The following is a 17,891-nucleotide window of genomic DNA, read 5'->3' as shown; positions in this document are numbered from 1 at the left end:
GTTATGAAAAAGCTATCTTGTTCAGGCCTTGTTCATCCATTTTTTTTGATCATTATCATTATACTGATCTCAATTCCGATGGGTTTCTATGGCATGTATCTCTATATTGCCCCATCTTTGCCTGAAATGTCTACGCTTAAAAAGGCCCCTTTATTAAAGCCTTTACAAGTTTTTAGTTCGGATAATGAATTAATTGCCGAATATGGAGGCAAGCTTTCTGTTCCTGTGAAATATGAACAAATTCCGCCCGAGTTTATTCATGCTTTCCTCGCCGCTGAAGATTCCAGCTTTTTTGAGCATAGCGGCATCAGCTTTAAAAGCTTGGGACGCGCACTCAGTGAGACGGTGACCGGCTCGGATATACAGACCGGTGGTTCGACCATTACTATGCAAGTGGCAAAAAACTATTACCTTAGTCCTGAACGGACGCTGAAGCGTAAACTGACTGAAATTTTTCTGGCCCGTAAAATTGAGCAAAACTTAAGTAAAGAAGAAATTCTGACCCTGTATGTCAATAAAATTTTCCTGGGGAAAAATGCTTACGGCATCGCAGCAGCAGCTAAAATTTACTATAACAAGAGCTTAGAAGAACTTTCAATTGCACAAATGGCCATGATCTCTGGCCTACCTAAAGCACCTTCTCGATATAATCCGGTCGCCAATCCCAAACGTGCCTTGGAACGTCGTAACTGGATTTTGGGTCGTATGCTACAACTAGGCTATTTGAACCAGAGCCAGTATCAGCAAGCCATTGCTGAACCGGTTAATCTGGATATGCCTGACCGGAGCACCCGAAACAAATTCCCTTATGTCGGTGAAATGGTGCGTTCTGAACTGGTACAAAACTTTGGTGAACAGGCGGTAGATTCTGGTTATAAAGTTTATACCACCATCCATAGTGAACGTCAGGCCTATGCGGAGCAAGCGGTACAAGAAGGTTTAGAGGCTTATGACCGTCGACATGGCTGGCGTGGTGCTGAAGCACATGATCAACCCCTCGACAAGTTCCGTGCCTATGCCAACACCTATCCTGCGCAAGTAACTCAGGTGGGTAATTCCAGTTTTGAAGCACTCATGCAGGATGGAAGCAGCGTGACTGTTCCCTGGTCAGGTATGTCCTGGGCGCGTCGCTTTCGAAACGTTAACAGTGTAGGTGGTGCACCGAGCAAAGCATCCGAGATTGTCAAAGTCAAAGACATTGTTCGCTTAAGACCCAATGAAAATAAAACCTCTTGGTCATTGGTGCAGATCCCCAATGTGCAAGGACAATTGATTGCCATCAATCCAAATAATGGTGCGATTGAAGCCATTGTCGGGGGATATAACTTTTATCAGTCGAAATTTAACCGTGCAATCCAAGGCTGGCGTCAACCCGGCTCTACCATTAAGCCTTTTGTTTATGCCCTGGCTTTAGAACGTGGCATGACGCCGCATACTATGGTCAATGATGCACCCATTACCATTGGCAAATGGACGCCACGTAACTCGGATGGCCGTTATCTGGGCATGATCCCCCTACGTCGTGCACTTTATCTGTCACGTAATACAGTCTCAGTGCGCTTATTACAGGCCGTCGGGATTGAACGTACACGTCAGTTATTCATGGATTTTGGTTTACAAGACAGTCAGATTCCACGTAACTATACTATTGCATTAGGCACCCCGCAGGTCCTCCCGATTCAGATGGCGACTGGCTATGCTACCTTTGCCAATGGCGGTTACCGAATCCAACCGCACTTTATTACCCGTATTGAAGATGCCTATGGCAATACCATCTTTGAAGCCAAGCCTGAATATGCCTGTATTTCATGTATTAATGAAAAAGAAGAAACAGTTCAAGCCACTGACCCTATTACCGCAGATGACGAAGCAATTGCAATTAACAATACAACTTTAGAGCAAAAACAGCCTGCACCTAAAGTCTCTGCCGAAGACAGTAATTATCGTCAGGCACAGCGTATTTTAAAATCCAGCTCTGCCTATGACATGGCCAACATTTTGCGTGATGTGATTCAGCATGGTACTGGCCGTGCTGCATTAAGAATTGGTCGTGGTGATATCGGCGGGAAGACCGGTACCACTAATGATGCCAAAGACGCCTGGTTTGCAGGTTTCAATGGTAAGTTAGTCACCGTGACCTGGGTAGGCTTTGATCAGCCAACCACTTTAGGTCGCCGTGAATATGGTGGTGTGGCAGCTCTACCGATCTGGACCGATTTTATGGGCAAGGCATTAAAAGGCCAGCCGGAAGCATGGGTCCGTTTAGACCGCAATGCCAAGGCACCGGTGAATCGCAACAAAGCGGTTCAGGCTGATGAGCAGCAGAATGATCCGTCTTCTCCGCCTCTGGCGACAGCACTTTACCGTCCAGCACCTGTGGTCGTCCCGAAACGCACAGAAACTGACTTTGAGGATTTACCAGATCAACCGATTCGTTTACCAGATGATGAAGGTTCTGCACCTCAAGAACAGCCTCTTCAGCCGAACCGGGTAGACTCACTGGAAAATCTGATCGAAGAAGTTCAGTAATCTGACGATATAAAAAAGCCCTCAGTTGAGGGCTTTTTTATATGCATTTTTTATTTCTTCTGGAACAGGTAAATCTGATATTGAGCCAGTAATTCAAACTGATCCTGCTGTTCGAGTGCTAAACGGTGTTCCGGCTTGGCCTTATAAGCATATGGCGTCATCGCAATCAGGTTTTTTAAATCTGCCTGTGGTAAAACCATTGGGGCGTCAATCATCTGCTCACTAATCAAGTTAAACTCATCTTGCAACTGCTCCACAAACTTCTGCGGCTCGTGTGGTTTCACTTCCTCAAATAAAGCCTCACGCATGGCATATAAATGTTGTGGTGCCGGCGTCACTACCATCAAATAAGATTTTGGTTTTAGGACTCGTAGGATTTCCTGTTTGGGAATCGGACTAAACAAGCTGGTGCAGAGATCAATTGATTCATTCAGTACTGGCAAGGTTGCCCCGGTTCCCACGACCCAAGTAATATCTTTATTCAGTTTGGCAGCCACCTGAACTGCATTTTTGGCAATATCGACCCCCACACATTGCAGCACTTCGGCCTGCATGGCATTGGTGTAATAGCCTTCCCCACAACCAATATCCAAAAGGTTCTCAATCCGCAACTTGCGAATCTTTTCCACGACAGCCTGTTGCAAAGGCGCATAATAACCTGCGCTGAGAAATGCGCGACGTGCCTGCACAGACTCAGGCGTATCTCCCGGGTTTTTGCTGTGCTTGTGCTGAACCACATGCAGGTTCACATAGCCTTGTTTGGCGACATCGTAACTATGATGATTCTCACAGCGCCATGTTCTTTCATTTAAGCTCAACTGCTGGCGACAGACTGGGCACATGAGTAAATTCATCATTTTCTCCAAAACAAAAAAGCCGGCATGCGCCGACTTTTTCCAATGCATTTCTTAGCGCAATTTTAAGGTCATTAGACCCAAAACTACCAGCATAATCGTAATAATCCAGAAGCGGATCACTACCTGGGTTTCACGCCAGCCTTTCTTTTCATAATGATGATGTAGCGGCGCCATCAGGAATACACGCTTATTGCGCATTCTTAATGAACCAATCTGCAGGAAGACTGAAACCGCTTCCACCACAAAGACACCGGCCATAATCGCAAATACGATTTCCTGACGAACCATGACGGCAATCGTACCCAGCATCGCACCAAGAGATAAAGCACCGACATCACCCATAAATACTTGAGCCGGATGGGCGTTATACCAAAGGAAAGCCAGACCCGCCCCGATCATGGCAGCACAGACCACCACCAGTTCAGACGAATATTTTACATAAGGAATATGTAGATAGTTGGCAAATCGCACGTCACCGGCCAGATAGGCAAATACACCCAGACCTGTAGCAACCAGCACGATTGGCATAATCGCCAGACCATCCAGACCATCGGTCAGGTTCACGGCATTGGATGCACCGTTAATCACGAAATAGGTAAAGATAATAAAACCAATACCCAACGGAATCATCGACAATGGAATGCTTAGGTCTTTAAAGAATGGAATCAATAGATCCAGCATATTCGCGGTATGCACTGGATTGGTCTGTTGCTGCGCAATCACATACAAGGCAATACCAGCACCTAATGAACCCACTGAAGTCCAGAAGAATTTTTTCTTCGCAGGCAAACCCGCATTGTCTTTATAACGGATTTTAATCCAGTCATCGGCCCAGCCAACGGCACCGAAAATCACCATCACACCCAGCACAATCCAGACATAAGGATTGGAAAGATCCGCCCAAAGTAGAGTCGAAATCCCGATTGAAAGCAGGATCAGTACCCCGCCCATGGTCGGCGTTCCCATTTTTTTGGCATGGTTTTCAGGGGCATACGAGCTGACTGCCTGACCATATTTCAGCGCCTGAAGCTTGCGAATCATTATAGGACCGAGCACCAGACCAATGGTCAGTGCCGTCAAGACACTGAGCAAAGCACGTAAAGTTAAATAACGAACCACCTGAAACGTGCTGTCAAAGCCCGCCAAATGTTCAAAGAGCCATAACAGCATTTAGAGTTTCTCCATCAATGCAGCCATCAATGTTTCCATATGGGTAAAACGCGACCCTTTAAACAGGAATGACATCGGCTGAGGTTGATGTGTTTCAATCAAACAAATTAAAAACGGTAATGCCTGCTCCTGATTCAGGAAAGCCTGCATTTTTTTACCATATTGTGTACTACGGGCACCTTCTTGTGCGGCCGGCGCAAATTCACCTACAGCCACCACAAAATTAATGCCTTTCACCGAGACCAGATCCCGACCGAGCTTGTAATGCTCGATTGCGGCAGATGAACCGAGTTCACCAATATCGCCGGTGACCATGATCCGGATGCCTTGCTGTTGTGCCAACACTTCTGCTGCTGCACGCATCGAACCCGGATTGGCATTGTAGGTGTCATCAATAAATAAATAGTCTTTGTGCGGAATAAAGTTCAGACGACCTTTCGCACCCACTGCCTGTTCCAGGCCAGCCACGATATCATCAAGATTAATACCGATCGCCAGGGCAAATGCAGCGGCAGCTGTGGCATTCTCGACATTATGCTCGCCGGCAAATGGTAAACGAACTGTTTTCGAGCCCTGTGGTGTATTCAGTGTAAAGCTTGAAGATTGAGCTTCAAGCACCATATCGCTGGCATAGACTTCACCGCCAGCACCAAAACTCAAGCTTTTTTCAGTTTTTACTGCAGCACGAATGGTTTCAGCAAAATCATCGGCAGCGGGAATAATCGAAGTCTCAGAGATATGTGCATAGATCTCGGATTTTGCACGGCAAATTCCGTCACGGCCGCCAAATTCACCTAAATGCGCAGTCCCGATATTAATAATTCCGGCCACATGCGGCTGCACCATTTTCGAGGTGTAATCAATTTCACCCTGATGACTCGCACCGAGTTCCATCACCGCATATTGATGTTCAGGACGCAGCTCAAGCAACATTACCGGCACGCCGAGGTCATTATTCAAATTACCACGCGTAACCAAGGTCGGTGCCAGACGCGACAGAATGCTTCCCAGCATTTCTTTAGTCGTGGTCTTGCCACTACTGCCGGTCAAGGCAATGACTTTGAGTTGAGGATTCTGCTGACGGCGATAAGCACCTAACTGTCCCAATGCCAAACGGGTATCTTCCACCACCAACTGGCAAATATCAGCATCCACCGGACGGCTGACAATGGCAATTTCACAACCTTGAGCGGCCACCTGAGCAATAAAGTCGTGCGCGTCAAAACGCTCACCTTTCAGCGCAAGAAAAGCATCACCTGATTCTGCATCACGTGAATCAGTCAAAATTCGCTTGATCTGGCCTGCAGGCTTTTTATCATTCAGCCAGTAGCCTTGAGTAGCCTGCTGTAATTGTTCTATGCTCCACGGCTCCAGCGCCGCAGTGCTTGTTGTTGAGGTATGCATATCTGAATCCTAATGCGCTGAATAGGCTGAATCTGTACTGCAATGCTGGGCATCAATCGCAGCTTGCACTTCGACCACGTCATCAAACCAGTGACGTACACCATCAATTTCCTGATAATTTTCGTGCCCTTTTCCTGCAATCACCACAATATCACCCGCCTGTGCGTGTTTAACCGCAAACTTGATCGCTTCACGACGGTCATGAATTTCATGATAGGTTTTGCCGGAAAAATCGATGCCATTTTTCATATCAGCAAAAATTTGTGCCGGATCTTCGGTTCGCGGGTTATCCGAAGTGAGTACTGCGATATCCGAACCGTCTAAAGCAGCCTGAGTCATCAGTGGACGTTTACCGCGATCACGGTCGCCGCCACAGCCGAAGACTGCCCATAGATTTTGTGAGACATGCCGTTTCAAGGTCACTAGAACCTGAGTCAGGGCATCCGGGGTATGGGCATAATCCACCACAAACAAGCGCTCTCCATCACGTAGCACCTGCATTCGGCCCGGTGCACCTTTGAGCTGTGGCACAGTTGCAATCAAACTTTCCAAGTCAAATCCGGCCTGCTCCACCATGATCAGACTGGCGACCAGATTTTCAATATTGAAATGACCCAGCAATGGACTGTTAACCATATATTCAGCAGAAGCAGTTTTTAGTTTAAAGGTCGCACCTGAAATGCTGTACTGAATATCCTGAACCTGATAATCCGCTTTTTGCTTGGTGGAATAAGTCAAAATTTTAGGCTGTGCCGGATTGTTTTCCGCAGCATCCAGCATGATCTGTGCATGTTCATCATCGATATTGATGACAGCCACTTTTAAAGATTCAAACCGGAATAAACCAGACTTTGCTTCTGCATAAGCTTGCAGCGTTCCATGATAATCTAGATGGTCACGACTCAAATTGCTGTAGCCTGCAATCTCGATATTACAGCCATTCAAGCGACCTTGTTCCAGACCATGCGAACTGGCTTCAATCGAGGCAAATTCCGCACCGGCCTGCGCATAGCCATGCAGGGCATTTTGCAGTTGCAAGGCATCCAGGGTGGTATGCGAAGACGCTTCCAGATTTGGCAAAATCCCGTTACCTGTGGTACCCATCACTGCACAGGCTTTACCTTGCAGCATGATGAATTCAGCCACCAAGCGAGAAATCGTGGTTTTACCATTGGTGCCGGTAACTGCCAGAATTCGAACAGCTTGAACAGGTTGAGTAGCTTGCAAATACTGCTTTTGCCACTGCCCCATCAGATGACGTACATCTGCCACCACCAGATTTGGAGATACATCCAGCTTAGTTTCTGAAATCACAGCCAATGCACCCTGATCCAAAGCTTTCTGGGCAAATTGAGCAGTTTTTTCCGGTTGTGACAGACTGGTCAGGCCAATAAAAATCTGTCCTGGTTTAACTTTACGACTATCCAGCTCGAAGCCCTGAAAGGATTGCTTCATCCAGTCAGCGACATCGTGAGGGGTGTAGATATCTTGAAATGTAATAGACATTGATCACCTATTTACTGGACTTTGGGAGGTTCTAAAGGTTTGTCCAGAGGGACATTCAGCAGACGCAAGGATTCCTGCATCACGCGGGCAAAGACTGGTGCAGATACCGTACCGCCATAGTAGGTGCCTTGTGGATTTTCTACCACCACCACCATGGCGATCCGTGGATCACTGACTGGTGCCACGCCGGCAAATAATGCACGGTATTCATTGGTCGAATAACCTTTACGGTCGGCACGCAATTTATGTGCAGTACCGGTTTTACCGGCTACGCGATAACCTGGGATGGTAGCGCGAGTCGCCGTACCACCTGGCAAGGTTGCAGTTTCCATCATCAGCAGGACCTGATCGGCAATATTGGCATCGATCATCTGCTCACCTTGGGGCTGCTCTTCCAGCTTGTACAGGCTCAGCGGCATTTTTACGCCTTTATTGGCCAGCATGGCATAGGCATCAGCCAGCTGAAGTACCGTCGCGTTCAGACCATAACCATAGGACATGGTTGCCACTTCTGACACATTCCATTTACTTGGTGGAAGAATCAAACCGGCACTTTCACCCGGGAATTTCACTGCTGAACGCTGACCAAAACCCAGACGTTTATAGAAGGTTGGTAAGGTTTCATAAGGCAGCGACAAGGCCAGTTTCGCCACACCAACGTTAGAGGATTTCTGCAGAATACCCCCGAGTGTCAACTGACCATAGTTATGCGTATCACGGATGGTATGATTACCGACCCGCATACTGCCCGGTGTGGTATTCACGACTGAATTCGCCGTATATTTGCCACTTTCCAGCGCCATTGCCACGGTCAGCGGCTTCATGGTCGAACCCGGCTCGAAAGAATCGACTGCACCGCGATTACGCATGGCATCCTTGTTGAGCAGGCTGTTTTTATCATTCGGGTTATACGATGGCCATGAAGATAGCGCCAGAATTTCACCGGTTTTGACATCTACCGCAATCGCAGTCGCTGAACGGGCATTATTGGCGACACCGGCAGCCGTCAGCTCACGGTACATAATATATTGCAGACGCGAGTCGATACTTAAGGTAATATTTTCGCCCGGTTCAACTTCTTTAATCACTTCCGGTTCTTTGACCCGGTTGCCTTTTTTATCGCGAATGATCTGCTGCTCGCCATCCTTTCCGGAAAGACGGCTATTCAGCTGCATTTCCAGACCTTCAATGCCGCTGCCTTCGCTATTGGTCAGGCCAATAATCTGAGAGTTCGGCTGTGGCTGCGGATAATAACGTTTATAGTTTTTCTCGGTATATACGCCCTGAAAATTACGTTTCATGATCAGTTCGGCCTGTTGTGGCGGAACTTCTTTTTTCAGGATCAGATAACGTGAACGCGGACGTTCTTCCATTTTTTTGCGCAGTTCTGCCCGATCCATACCGACTGCATCAGCCAGCTCATCCAGATTCAGGTTTTTATCGGGTAACTGACGTTTGAGCTTGCGGCTATTCGGTTCTTTTTCCAGCGCCAGCATGGTCTCGTCATAGAGTTTTTTATTGTCAAAATAATCACGTGGATCAATCACAATTTTCATGATCGGAGTACTGATCGCCAATGGAATGCCATTACGATCATAAATCACGCCACGCATCGCCTTGATGGTATTGGTTCTTAAAATATTGGCATTGGCTTTATTTTGCAAAAAATCTTTATTAATAATCTGTACATAGAAAGCACGGCAAATCAGTGTCACAAAACACAGCAGCACCACCGCCCACATGATGTAAAAACGATTGATATAAACATTTGAGGCATTTTTGTCGGTGACCGATTGTTTTTTACGTACCGGTTGCTTCTTTCTCTTGTCTACCATGTCGGAACGCTAGCCTTATTTTTTCTCATCTGAAGTTTGTGGTAAGGAAATCACGACACTTTGTGAAACCGGAGGTGAATACATACGCAGCTGTGTCACTGCACGCGTACCGATCTGTGCCGTCGCGCCGAAAGTTTGCTGCTCAATCAGCAAACGCCCCCACTCTGCATTCAGGCCATCCCTTTCACGCAGATAGGTACTCAGCTTTCTGTTATCCTGACGGTATTCAAATACCTGAAATACCACAAATACTGCACTGATGAAGACCATCAGTATCAGCATGAGATAGATTGTAACTTTTTTCAGCCACAATTTTTCTGTTTTTTTATCAACCACTTCCGTTTTCATGATCTGCCTATTAAGCTAAACGTTCTGCTACCCGCAGCCATGCGCTACGTGAACGAGGATTGGCTTTGACCTCCTCATCACTGGCTTTAACACGAGAAACTTTCTTTAAACGTCGCGTATCTTTCTGTTGTTGTGGCATTCCCCAGCCTGAATCTTCTTCAAGCGTTGACTCTTTTTGAATAAATTGTTTAATCAAACGGTCTTCCAGTGAATGGAAGCTAATTACCGCCAAACGTGCTTCAGGTTTCAAGATTTCAACGGCCTGAGGCAAGAAGATTTCAATATCTTCTAATTCCTTATTAATAGCAATACGAATCGCCTGGAAAGTACGGGTCGCAGCATGCTTATTTTTTTCCCATTTCGGGTGGGCTACTTTTACAATCTCAGCCAGCTTTGCCGTGGTATCAATATATCCGGCAGCTTTAATTGCCTTGGCAATACGGCGACTATAACGCTCTTCACCATATTTAAAAATGATATTCGCCAACGCTTCTTCTTCAATCTGGGTCAGCCATTCTGCTGCAGTTGGACCTTGCGAGTTATCCATGCGCATATCCAGCGGGCCATCTTTCATAAAACTGAAACCACGTTCAGCCTGATCCAGCTGCGGTGAAGAAACACCAAGATCCGCCATCACCCCATCAACCTGTTCAATGCCCAGTTCAGCCAAGGCATCTTTCAGATCAGCAAAGCTGGCATGGATAATTTTAAAACGTGAATCTTCTTGTTCGAGTTCAGCTGCTACAGCCAGTGCTTGTGGATCTTTATCAAAGGCATAAACACGTGCATTTTCATCTAATTTGGACAGCAATAAACGCGTATGTCCACCACGGCCAAAGGTCCCATCCACATAAGTTCCCGTATTGCGACCCGCCAACAAGGCATCAATCGTTTCGTGAAGTAATACAGAAATATGTGACATAAAAACTCAATCAATAGGGGGAAAAATTTAACTGCACATTATCACCCTGTTTAGGCAAAGCTCCAAACGACTTTTTGTAGATAAATATTACTTTCCATAGAGAAAACCGTTTTAGCATTTTTCTCATACAAAAAGGCCTCCGGTTTTGGAGGCTTTTTTCAATCCAGATGACTTCGCAGATCAATTAACGTTTGCTGTTATAAATCTGGTCGAAAATTGCACCATTCACAAAATGGGTTTTCTGTGCATTGGCCCAACCACCAAAGACTTCATCAATGGTAAAGGTTTTGATTTTCGGGAACTGTGCCGAATATTTAGCTAATACTTTTTCATTACGTGGACGATAGAAATGCTTAGCCGCCATTTCCTGACCCAACGGTGAATACAGGTAATTGATATAACCTGTTGCTAACCATTTATTGCCATTTTTCTCCACGGTACGATCCACAATCGCCACTGACGGTTCAGTCAAAATCGTAATCGATGGATAAACGATATCAAACTTGTTTTTACCCAAGGTTTTTTGCGTGACCAAGGCTTCATTTTCCCAAGTCAGCAATACATCGCCAATCCCACGCTCGGCAAAGGTGGTCATTGAAGCACGTGCAGCAGAATCCATCACTTTCACGTTCTTATAAAGCTTGCCGACAAAGTCCTGTGCTTTGGCTTTATTGCCACCTGGCTGTTTCTCGGCATAACCCCATGCAGACAGATACACCCAACGCGGCAAACCACCCGTTTTCGGGTTCGGCGTAATAATTTGCACGCCTGGTTTAGTTAAGTCATTCCAGTCCTTGATGCCTTTCGGATTGCCCTTGCGTACCATGAATACAATCGTCGAGGTATAAGGTGCCGAGTTATGTGGGAATTCCTTTTGCCAGCCCGGCTGAATCTGACCAGATTTCACAATTTCTTCGATGTCATTGGCCAGCGCCAAAGTCACCACATCACCTTTCAAGCCATCGACCACAGAGCGCGCCTGTTTGCCCGAACCGCCATGTGACTGCTTAAAATTCACATCCAGACCGGTGCGGTTTTTCCAGTAAGCGCCAAATGATTTATTAAACTCATCATAGAATTCACGCGTGGCATCATAGGATACATTCAGAAAATGACGGTCTGCTGCTTGTGAAGCAGTCGCGGTCATGCCTAAACCAGTCGCCAATAAGGCAGCACTAAATAACGATTTTAATTGAGTTTTCATGGCAGCACAGAGTTTATCTTCATTAGATATAACTATATGAAATAAAATCATTTATCGCAATTCACCCTACAACATCACAACACGATAAAATGAAAGGTTTTTCTACATTAATATTTTGTTTTTAAAAGAAAAATACTATTTATTATTCTACTTATATCTAATATATAGAATTTTATGCATTAGATATAAAGAATATGGATAACACTTTAGCCATTTTCTTTATTATATTTAGACGACCGCTTACTTATCTTTTTTCATTGTAAATCTGGTCATAAATCGCCCCATTCACAAAATGTGTTTTTTGCGCTTTGGCCCAACCACCAAAGACTTTATCAATGGTAAAGGTCTGGATTTTCGGGAACTGAGCCGAATATTTGTTAGCGACTTTGGCATCCCGCGGACGGAAGAAATATTTCGCAGCAAGCTCCTGCCCTTTCGGTGAATATAAATAGTTCAAATAGCCTTTTGCCAGATGGGTATTACCATTTTTATTCACGTTCTTATCGACAATCGCTACCGATGGCTCGGCCAGAATTGAAATGGATGGATAGACGATATCGTACTTATCTTTACCCAGACCTTGGGTCGCCAGCAAGGCTTCATTTTCCCAGGATAAAAGCACATCACCAATACCGCGCTCGGCAAACGTCGTCAGTGAACCACGCGCACCGGAGTCGAGTACTTTGACATTTTGATAAAGTTTTTTCACCAGCTCTCTGGCTTTCGCATCATTACCGCCCGGTTGTTTCAGTGCATAACCCCAAGCAGACAGGTAGATCCAACGAGGTGCACCACCGGTTTTTGGGTTTGGGGTAATAATGTCCACACCCGCTTTGGTCAGATCATTCCAGTCTTTGATTTGCTTTGGATTCCCTTTACGCACCAAGAATACAATCGTAGACGTATAAGGTGCCGAATTACTCGGAAACTCTTTTTGCCAGCCTTTCGCGATTAAACCGGCATTGACGATTTCTTCGATATCATTGGCCAAAGCCAAAGTCACCACATCGGCCTGCAAACCATCGACCACTGAACGCGCCTGCTTGCCTGAGCCACCATGCGACTGTTTAAAATTAACCGTTTGTCCGGTTTTCTGCTTCCAAAATTTGCCAAATTCTTCGTTATATTCCTGATAAAATTCACGGGTCGGGTCATAAGAGACATTCAGGAAATCTTTGGCAATGGAATTCTGTACTGCTGTTCCCACTAAAATTGTCAAGATTGCGGATGCTATTATTTTTTTCATTTGATGTAACTCATTGTTTATATGACCTGCACTATACAAATCAAAAATAAACATAACAATCATATATTTATAACAATATCTACAATCTATTTCTGATTTTGAGATATCTTTTAACAATTAAATCCGGATACATATTCTGCTAGAAAAGTAATCTTCTGCTACAATATAAGACAGTTCTTCACGTTCTCTTCACAGTTGTCTGTTAAAAATAGGCCACCAAAACAGGAAATTACGATTTTTGGTAATTTTCCACAGAGTTATATTATTTCTTTTGTAAAAAATGTGACTTGGTTCTACTTCTTTATGATCAACTGTGATTAAATTGTAGACAGAGTATTAAAAAAACATTTTTAACAAAATAAAACCAACCAGAAGTAAGGAGGAAGTTTGGATATGAAATTTACATTATTCACAGCCAGCATCCTAAGCCTGATTATGTTGTTCTCGATTCAACTCGGTCATGCCGTTGTTGTGAAGACAGATTTGCCGAAGCCTACAGTAAGCACTGTTGAAAGCAAGACTTCGCCGATTGAAAAAGCGATTCAGCAACAAAAAACTGAAAAAACACTTCAAACAGAAGATAATCTAAAAGTCTTGACTGCATTTAAAGTCGCACCTTCGCAAAATTTCTTTGCAGAACAGAATTACCGCTTCACCCGCTTTGTCCAAAGTATTTTTTCGAGCGCTCATTCTTAATCAGCCTCAACAGCGCTGAATATTCCCGGATTTAAAAGCCACATCATTCAATGTTGAATAAAGCATTAAGTGATGTGGCTTTTTCGCTATAATAGCTGCAATTTTATATCTAAGATTAGATCCGGCTATGACTGTTCGTACTCGTATTGCACCTTCTCCTACTGGTTTTCCGCATGTAGGTACTGCCTATATCGCCTTGTTTAACTTATGTTTTGCTAAACAGCATGGCGGTGAATTCATTCTTCGTATTGAAGATACTGACCAACTGCGCTCAACGCCTGAATCTGAAAAAATGATCCTGGATTCATTGCGCTGGCTGGGTCTGAACTGGTCTGAAGGTCCTGATGTCGGTGGCCCGCATGCGCCGTACCGCCAGTCAGAACGTATGGATATCTATAAAAATTATGCCTTGGAACTGGTAGAGAAAGGTCATGCCTTCTACTGTTTCGCAACTGCAGAAGAACTGGATCAAATGCGTGCAGAACAGCAGGCACGTGGTGAGTCACCACGTTATGACGGTCGTGGTCTAAATCTTTCTGAAGAAGAAGTGGAGCGTCGTTTGGCTGCTGGTGAAGCGCATGTCATTCGTATGAAAGTGCCAACTGAAGGCGTATGTAAATTCAATGACATGCTACGCGGTGAGGTCGAGATTCCTTGGGCGCAAGTAGATATGCAAATCCTGCTGAAAACCGATGGCCTACCAACCTACCACTTGGCTAACGTAGTAGATGACCATTTGATGCAAATCACCCACGTAATTCGTGGTGAAGAATGGATTCCATCTGCGCCGAAACATCAGTTGCTGTATCAATATTTTGGTTGGGAAATGCCGATACTATGCCACATGCCACTGCTGCGTAACCCGGATAAATCTAAGCTGTCTAAACGTAAAAACCCGACCTCAATTAACTATTACAGAGACATCGGTGTACTGCCTGAAGCCTTGTTGAACTACTTGGGTCGTATGGGCTGGTCAATGCCAGATGAAAGTGAAAAATTCACTCTGGCTGAAATGATTGAGCATTTTGATATCAAACGTGTATCCCTCGGTGGTCCGATCTTTGATGTTGAGAAATTGAACTGGTTAAATGGTCAATGGATCAAGGCACTCAGCCCGGCTGAATTACTTGACACCTTATTGGCCTGGAAAGCAGACCGCGCAAAACTGGAAGAAATTGCAGCTGCGATTCAACCGCGTATTAACCTGCTGTCTGAAGCTGTGAACTGGTCTGCACATTATTTCAACCATTTCCCGACCCTATCTAAAGAACAGTTTGAAAGCAAGAAACTGTCGGATGAACAGGTACGTCAAAGTCTTCAATTCGCAATTTGGCGTTTAGAAAGCCTGTTTACTTGGAATAACGACACGGTGAGCCAGACCTTGATGGACTTGGCGACACAGATGGAAATCAAGCTACGTGATTTCATGCCTGCGTTCTTTATTGCGATCGCCGGTTCGACTGCGTCTACACCAGTGATGCAAACGATGGTGACCATTGGTCCGGATCTAACCTTTGCACGTTTACGTCATGCACTGGAAATTGTCGGTGGTCCAAGCAAAAAAGAGCTGAAAGTCTGGGAAAAACTCAATGAAAGCTTAAAGTTGCCGAAAAATGAAGCAGTTGATCAAGCTTAATTAATTTTTGTGTTGACGTGTGAGCGCGATATCCCTAATATAGCGCTCACACAGACTGGGGTCATAGCTCAGTTGGTAGAGCGCTACAATGGCATTGTAGAGGTCAGGAGTTCGATCCTCCTTGACTCCACCAAATCAAGTCTTGCTTTAGCTGTGTTATTTGCCTCAATTGTCCCTATCGTCTAGAGGCCTAGGACATCGCCCTTTCACGGCGGTAACCGGGGTTCGAATCCCCGTAGGGACGCCATATTCAAGATGACCATAATATATTATGGTCATCTTATAAAAAACCCAAGCATTGCGACTTGGGTTTTTTATTGCCTGTATATTTTATGTTGGGCAATATTTCGGTTTCTTCGCATCTTCCGATAAAATAATCAGTAATTTAGAATTTTGGAGTTGTAATGCAATATCGTTGCCCTAAGTGTCAAAGCCCGAAAATCATGCCAGTGGCCCAGCCAGGTCAAGCAGCTCCACGTCCAGTGGTTCCTAAAAGCTTAATGTTTCTGGTCCCTACCCTGTTCCTGTTGTTATTGCTGGTGATTATTAGTATCGCGATGTGGATTTTTGGCGATGGTGCAGGTACCACTTTACAGACTGCGACTGTGATCGTCTTTATTCTTTCTTTGATCGCAGGCTTTATGTTCTATAAGGACTTACCTGATTTTAAAATTTCAATGCAGGCATTCATGCAAACCCAAAAGAAATGGAAATGCCGTGAATGTAATCATGAGTGGGAAATCTAATTTACCCTCCACCATATAATAAACATAAAAAACCAGTCCTGAGGCTGGTTTTTTTATTTACAAAAGTCGGAGATGATTAAACACCGATTTTGCGATATTTTTGACGCTTCGCTACAAGATCATCACCATCACGTTTACGGCGATATTCTTCGAATTCAGCATAGTTACCAGTGAAGAATTCAGGTGTTTCACCTTCGAATGACAAGATGTGCGTTGCAATACGGTCTAGGAACCAACGGTCATGCGAGATCACCATCACAGTACCTGGGAATACCAAAATGGCATCCTCAAGTGCACGCAAGGTTTCGATGTCCAAGTCGTTCGATGGTTCATCCAGCAAAATCACGTTTGCGCCCATTTGCAGGATTTTCGCAAGTTGTAAACGGTTACGCTCACCACCTGATAATTGACCTACACGCTTTTGCTGATCCTGACCTTTAAAGTTAAAGCGACCGATATACGCACGAGATGCAATTTCGTAATCACCAATCTTCAAGATATCTAAACCGCCAGAAACTTCTTCCCAAACGGTTTTGTTGTTATCTAAGGTGTCACGGATCTGACCGACATAAGCCACTTTAACCGATTCACCCAGCGTTACCGTACCGGTATCTGGTTGCTGTTCGCCAGTCATCATAAGGAATAGCGTGGTTTTACCCGCACCGTTCTCACCCACGATACCCACAATTGCAGCAGGTGGTACTGTGAACGTTAAATCTTTGTACAGTAAGCGATCACCAAACGATTTGCTGATGCCTTCAACTTCTACAACCTTGTTGCCCAGACGTGGGCCAGGTGGAATGTAGATTTCAGAGGTTTCGTTACGTTGCTGGAATTCGCGTGAGTTAAGCTCTTCAAAACGCTCCATACGCGCCTTGTTTTTCTTTTGCTGACCTTTGGCATTTGAACGAACCCATTCAAGTTCTTTTTTCAATGCTTTAGCAAAAGATTCTTCCTGCTTGTTCTCTTGCTCTAAACGGGCATTTTTTTGCTCAAGCCAAGAAGAGTAGTTACCTTGATACGGAATACCCATACCACGGTCAAGCTCAAGGATCCATTCTGCAACGTTATCCAGGAAGTAACGGTCATGCGTAATCGCAACGATGGTACCCGGGAAGTCTTTCAAGAAACGTTCCAACCAAGATACAGATGAAGCATCTAAATGGTTCGTCGGTTCATCGAGAAGCAACATGTCTGGTTTAGACAGAAGTAAACGGCAAAGTGCCACACGGCGGCGTTCACCACCTGAAAGCTTAGATACATCTGCATCCCAAGCAGGCAAGTTCAATGCTGCAGCTGCTTGATCCATCTGGTTCGCAAGGTTATGCGCATCCCAAGTCTGGATAATCGCTTCAAGCTTCTCTTGCTCTTTCGCAAGTGCATCGAAATCCGCATCTTCTGCTGCATATTCAGCAAAGACTTCATCCAGACGTGCCAAGGCATCAAGCGGTTCACGTAAACCATCTTCGACGTTACCACGAACGTCTTTAGTTTCATCTAAAGGTGGTTCTTGCTCAAGATAACCGATTTTTATACCCGGTTGCGCACGTGCTTCACCAGAGAAATCTTTATCTACGCCCGCCATAATACGAAGCAAGGTAGATTTACCTGCACCGTTTAAACCAAGCACACCAATTTTAGCGCCTGGGAAAAATGATAAGGAGATGTCTTTCAGGATTTCGCGCTTAGGCGGAACCATCTTCGACACTCGGTTCATCGTGTAAATATATTGGGCCACGTAGGACTCCTCAACTGAAAAACCAAATGGGGTTAAAACAACCACCCCAGCTCA

14 protein-coding genes and 2 tRNA genes are annotated in these 17,891 nt (G+C 45.1%); 6 read left to right on the top strand and 10 right to left on the bottom strand.

Annotated elements, in window-relative coordinates:
* The first annotated feature begins 3 nt into the window (after positions 1–3).
* Positions 4–2,529, top strand: a complete 2,526-nt coding sequence (gene ponA / locus NI465_RS04095; protein ID WP_253144411.1) for a penicillin-binding protein PBP1a — start codon at positions 4–6, stop codon at positions 2,527–2,529.
* Positions 2,530–2,579: 50 nt separating this feature from the next.
* Here ponA and NI465_RS04090 read toward each other — a convergent pair whose 3' ends face one another.
* The 9 genes from NI465_RS04090 to NI465_RS04050 form a co-directional block, all read right to left on the bottom strand.
* Positions 2,580–3,383 carry a putative RNA methyltransferase gene (locus NI465_RS04090; RefSeq protein ID WP_253144408.1) on the bottom strand — a complete coding sequence of 268 codons (804 nt, stop codon included), beginning with the start codon at positions 3,381–3,383 and terminating at the stop codon, positions 2,580–2,582.
* Positions 3,384–3,437: 54 nt separating this feature from the next.
* A complete protein-coding gene (gene mraY, locus NI465_RS04085) occupies positions 3,438–4,556 on the bottom strand; it encodes a phospho-N-acetylmuramoyl-pentapeptide-transferase (RefSeq protein ID WP_005265518.1) in 1,119 nt (372 codons plus the stop codon).
* Positions 4,557–5,960, bottom strand: a complete 1,404-nt coding sequence (locus tag NI465_RS04080) for a UDP-N-acetylmuramoyl-tripeptide--D-alanyl-D-alanine ligase (protein ID WP_253144406.1) — start codon at positions 5,958–5,960, stop codon at positions 4,557–4,559.
* Between the two features lie 9 nt (positions 5,961–5,969).
* The gene (locus NI465_RS04075; protein WP_253144403.1) at positions 5,970–7,466 is read right to left on the bottom strand and encodes a UDP-N-acetylmuramoyl-L-alanyl-D-glutamate--2,6-diaminopimelate ligase; all 1,497 of its coding nucleotides are present in this window, start codon (positions 7,464–7,466) and stop codon (positions 5,970–5,972) included.
* 11 nt (positions 7,467–7,477) lie between these two features.
* Positions 7,478–9,301, bottom strand: a complete 1,824-nt coding sequence (ftsI, locus tag NI465_RS04070; protein ID WP_253144400.1) for a penicillin-binding protein PBP3 — start codon at positions 9,299–9,301, stop codon at positions 7,478–7,480.
* Positions 9,302–9,316: 15 nt separating this feature from the next.
* The gene (gene ftsL, locus NI465_RS04065; RefSeq protein WP_435574929.1) at positions 9,317–9,583 is read right to left on the bottom strand and encodes a cell division protein FtsL; all 267 of its coding nucleotides are present in this window, start codon (positions 9,581–9,583) and stop codon (positions 9,317–9,319) included.
* Positions 9,584–9,659: 76 nt separating this feature from the next.
* Positions 9,660–10,571, bottom strand: a complete 912-nt coding sequence (gene rsmH / locus NI465_RS04060; protein ID WP_085064331.1) for a 16S rRNA (cytosine(1402)-N(4))-methyltransferase RsmH — start codon at positions 10,569–10,571, stop codon at positions 9,660–9,662.
* 184 nt (positions 10,572–10,755) lie between these two features.
* Positions 10,756–11,775, bottom strand: a complete 1,020-nt coding sequence (locus NI465_RS04055) for a sulfate ABC transporter substrate-binding protein (protein ID WP_253144398.1) — start codon at positions 11,773–11,775, stop codon at positions 10,756–10,758.
* A gap of 244 nt (positions 11,776–12,019) precedes the next feature.
* Positions 12,020–13,021, bottom strand: coding sequence for a sulfate ABC transporter substrate-binding protein (locus tag NI465_RS04050; protein WP_219307492.1), 1,002 nt, complete (start codon positions 13,019–13,021; stop codon positions 12,020–12,022).
* 393 nt (positions 13,022–13,414) lie between these two features.
* On the opposite strand from NI465_RS04050, the gene NI465_RS04045 reads away from it, so the two are divergent.
* The 5 genes from NI465_RS04045 (at position 13,415) to NI465_RS04025 (ending at position 16,099) form a co-directional block, all read left to right on the top strand.
* Complete coding sequence (locus tag NI465_RS04045) at positions 13,415–13,717, top strand: hypothetical protein (protein WP_004281126.1); 303 nt, start codon at positions 13,415–13,417, stop codon at positions 13,715–13,717.
* 127 nt (positions 13,718–13,844) lie between these two features.
* Complete coding sequence (gene gltX / locus NI465_RS04040) at positions 13,845–15,353, top strand: glutamate--tRNA ligase (RefSeq protein ID WP_253144395.1); 1,509 nt, start codon at positions 13,845–13,847, stop codon at positions 15,351–15,353.
* 57 nt (positions 15,354–15,410) lie between these two features.
* A tRNA-Ala gene (locus tag NI465_RS04035) sits at positions 15,411–15,486 on the top strand.
* Between the two features lie 38 nt (positions 15,487–15,524).
* Positions 15,525–15,600: transfer RNA gene (locus tag NI465_RS04030), tRNA-Glu, on the top strand.
* Positions 15,601–15,757: 157 nt separating this feature from the next.
* Positions 15,758–16,099: a hypothetical protein gene (locus NI465_RS04025; protein WP_086044376.1), complete on the top strand. Its 342-nt coding sequence runs from the start codon at positions 15,758–15,760 to the stop codon at positions 16,097–16,099.
* Between the two features lie 76 nt (positions 16,100–16,175).
* On the opposite strand, the gene ettA is transcribed toward NI465_RS04025, so the two are convergent.
* The gene (gene ettA, locus NI465_RS04020) at positions 16,176–17,837 is read right to left on the bottom strand and encodes an energy-dependent translational throttle protein EttA (protein ID WP_253144393.1); all 1,662 of its coding nucleotides are present in this window, start codon (positions 17,835–17,837) and stop codon (positions 16,176–16,178) included.
* Positions 17,838–17,891: the final 54 nt, after the last annotated feature.

This window comes from Acinetobacter lwoffii, assembly GCF_024129855.1.
Taxonomy (GTDB): domain Bacteria; phylum Pseudomonadota; class Gammaproteobacteria; order Pseudomonadales; family Moraxellaceae; genus Acinetobacter; species Acinetobacter lwoffii_L.
Note: the sequence above shows the minus strand (reverse complement) of the source record. Positions and strands in the feature narration are given on the sequence as shown.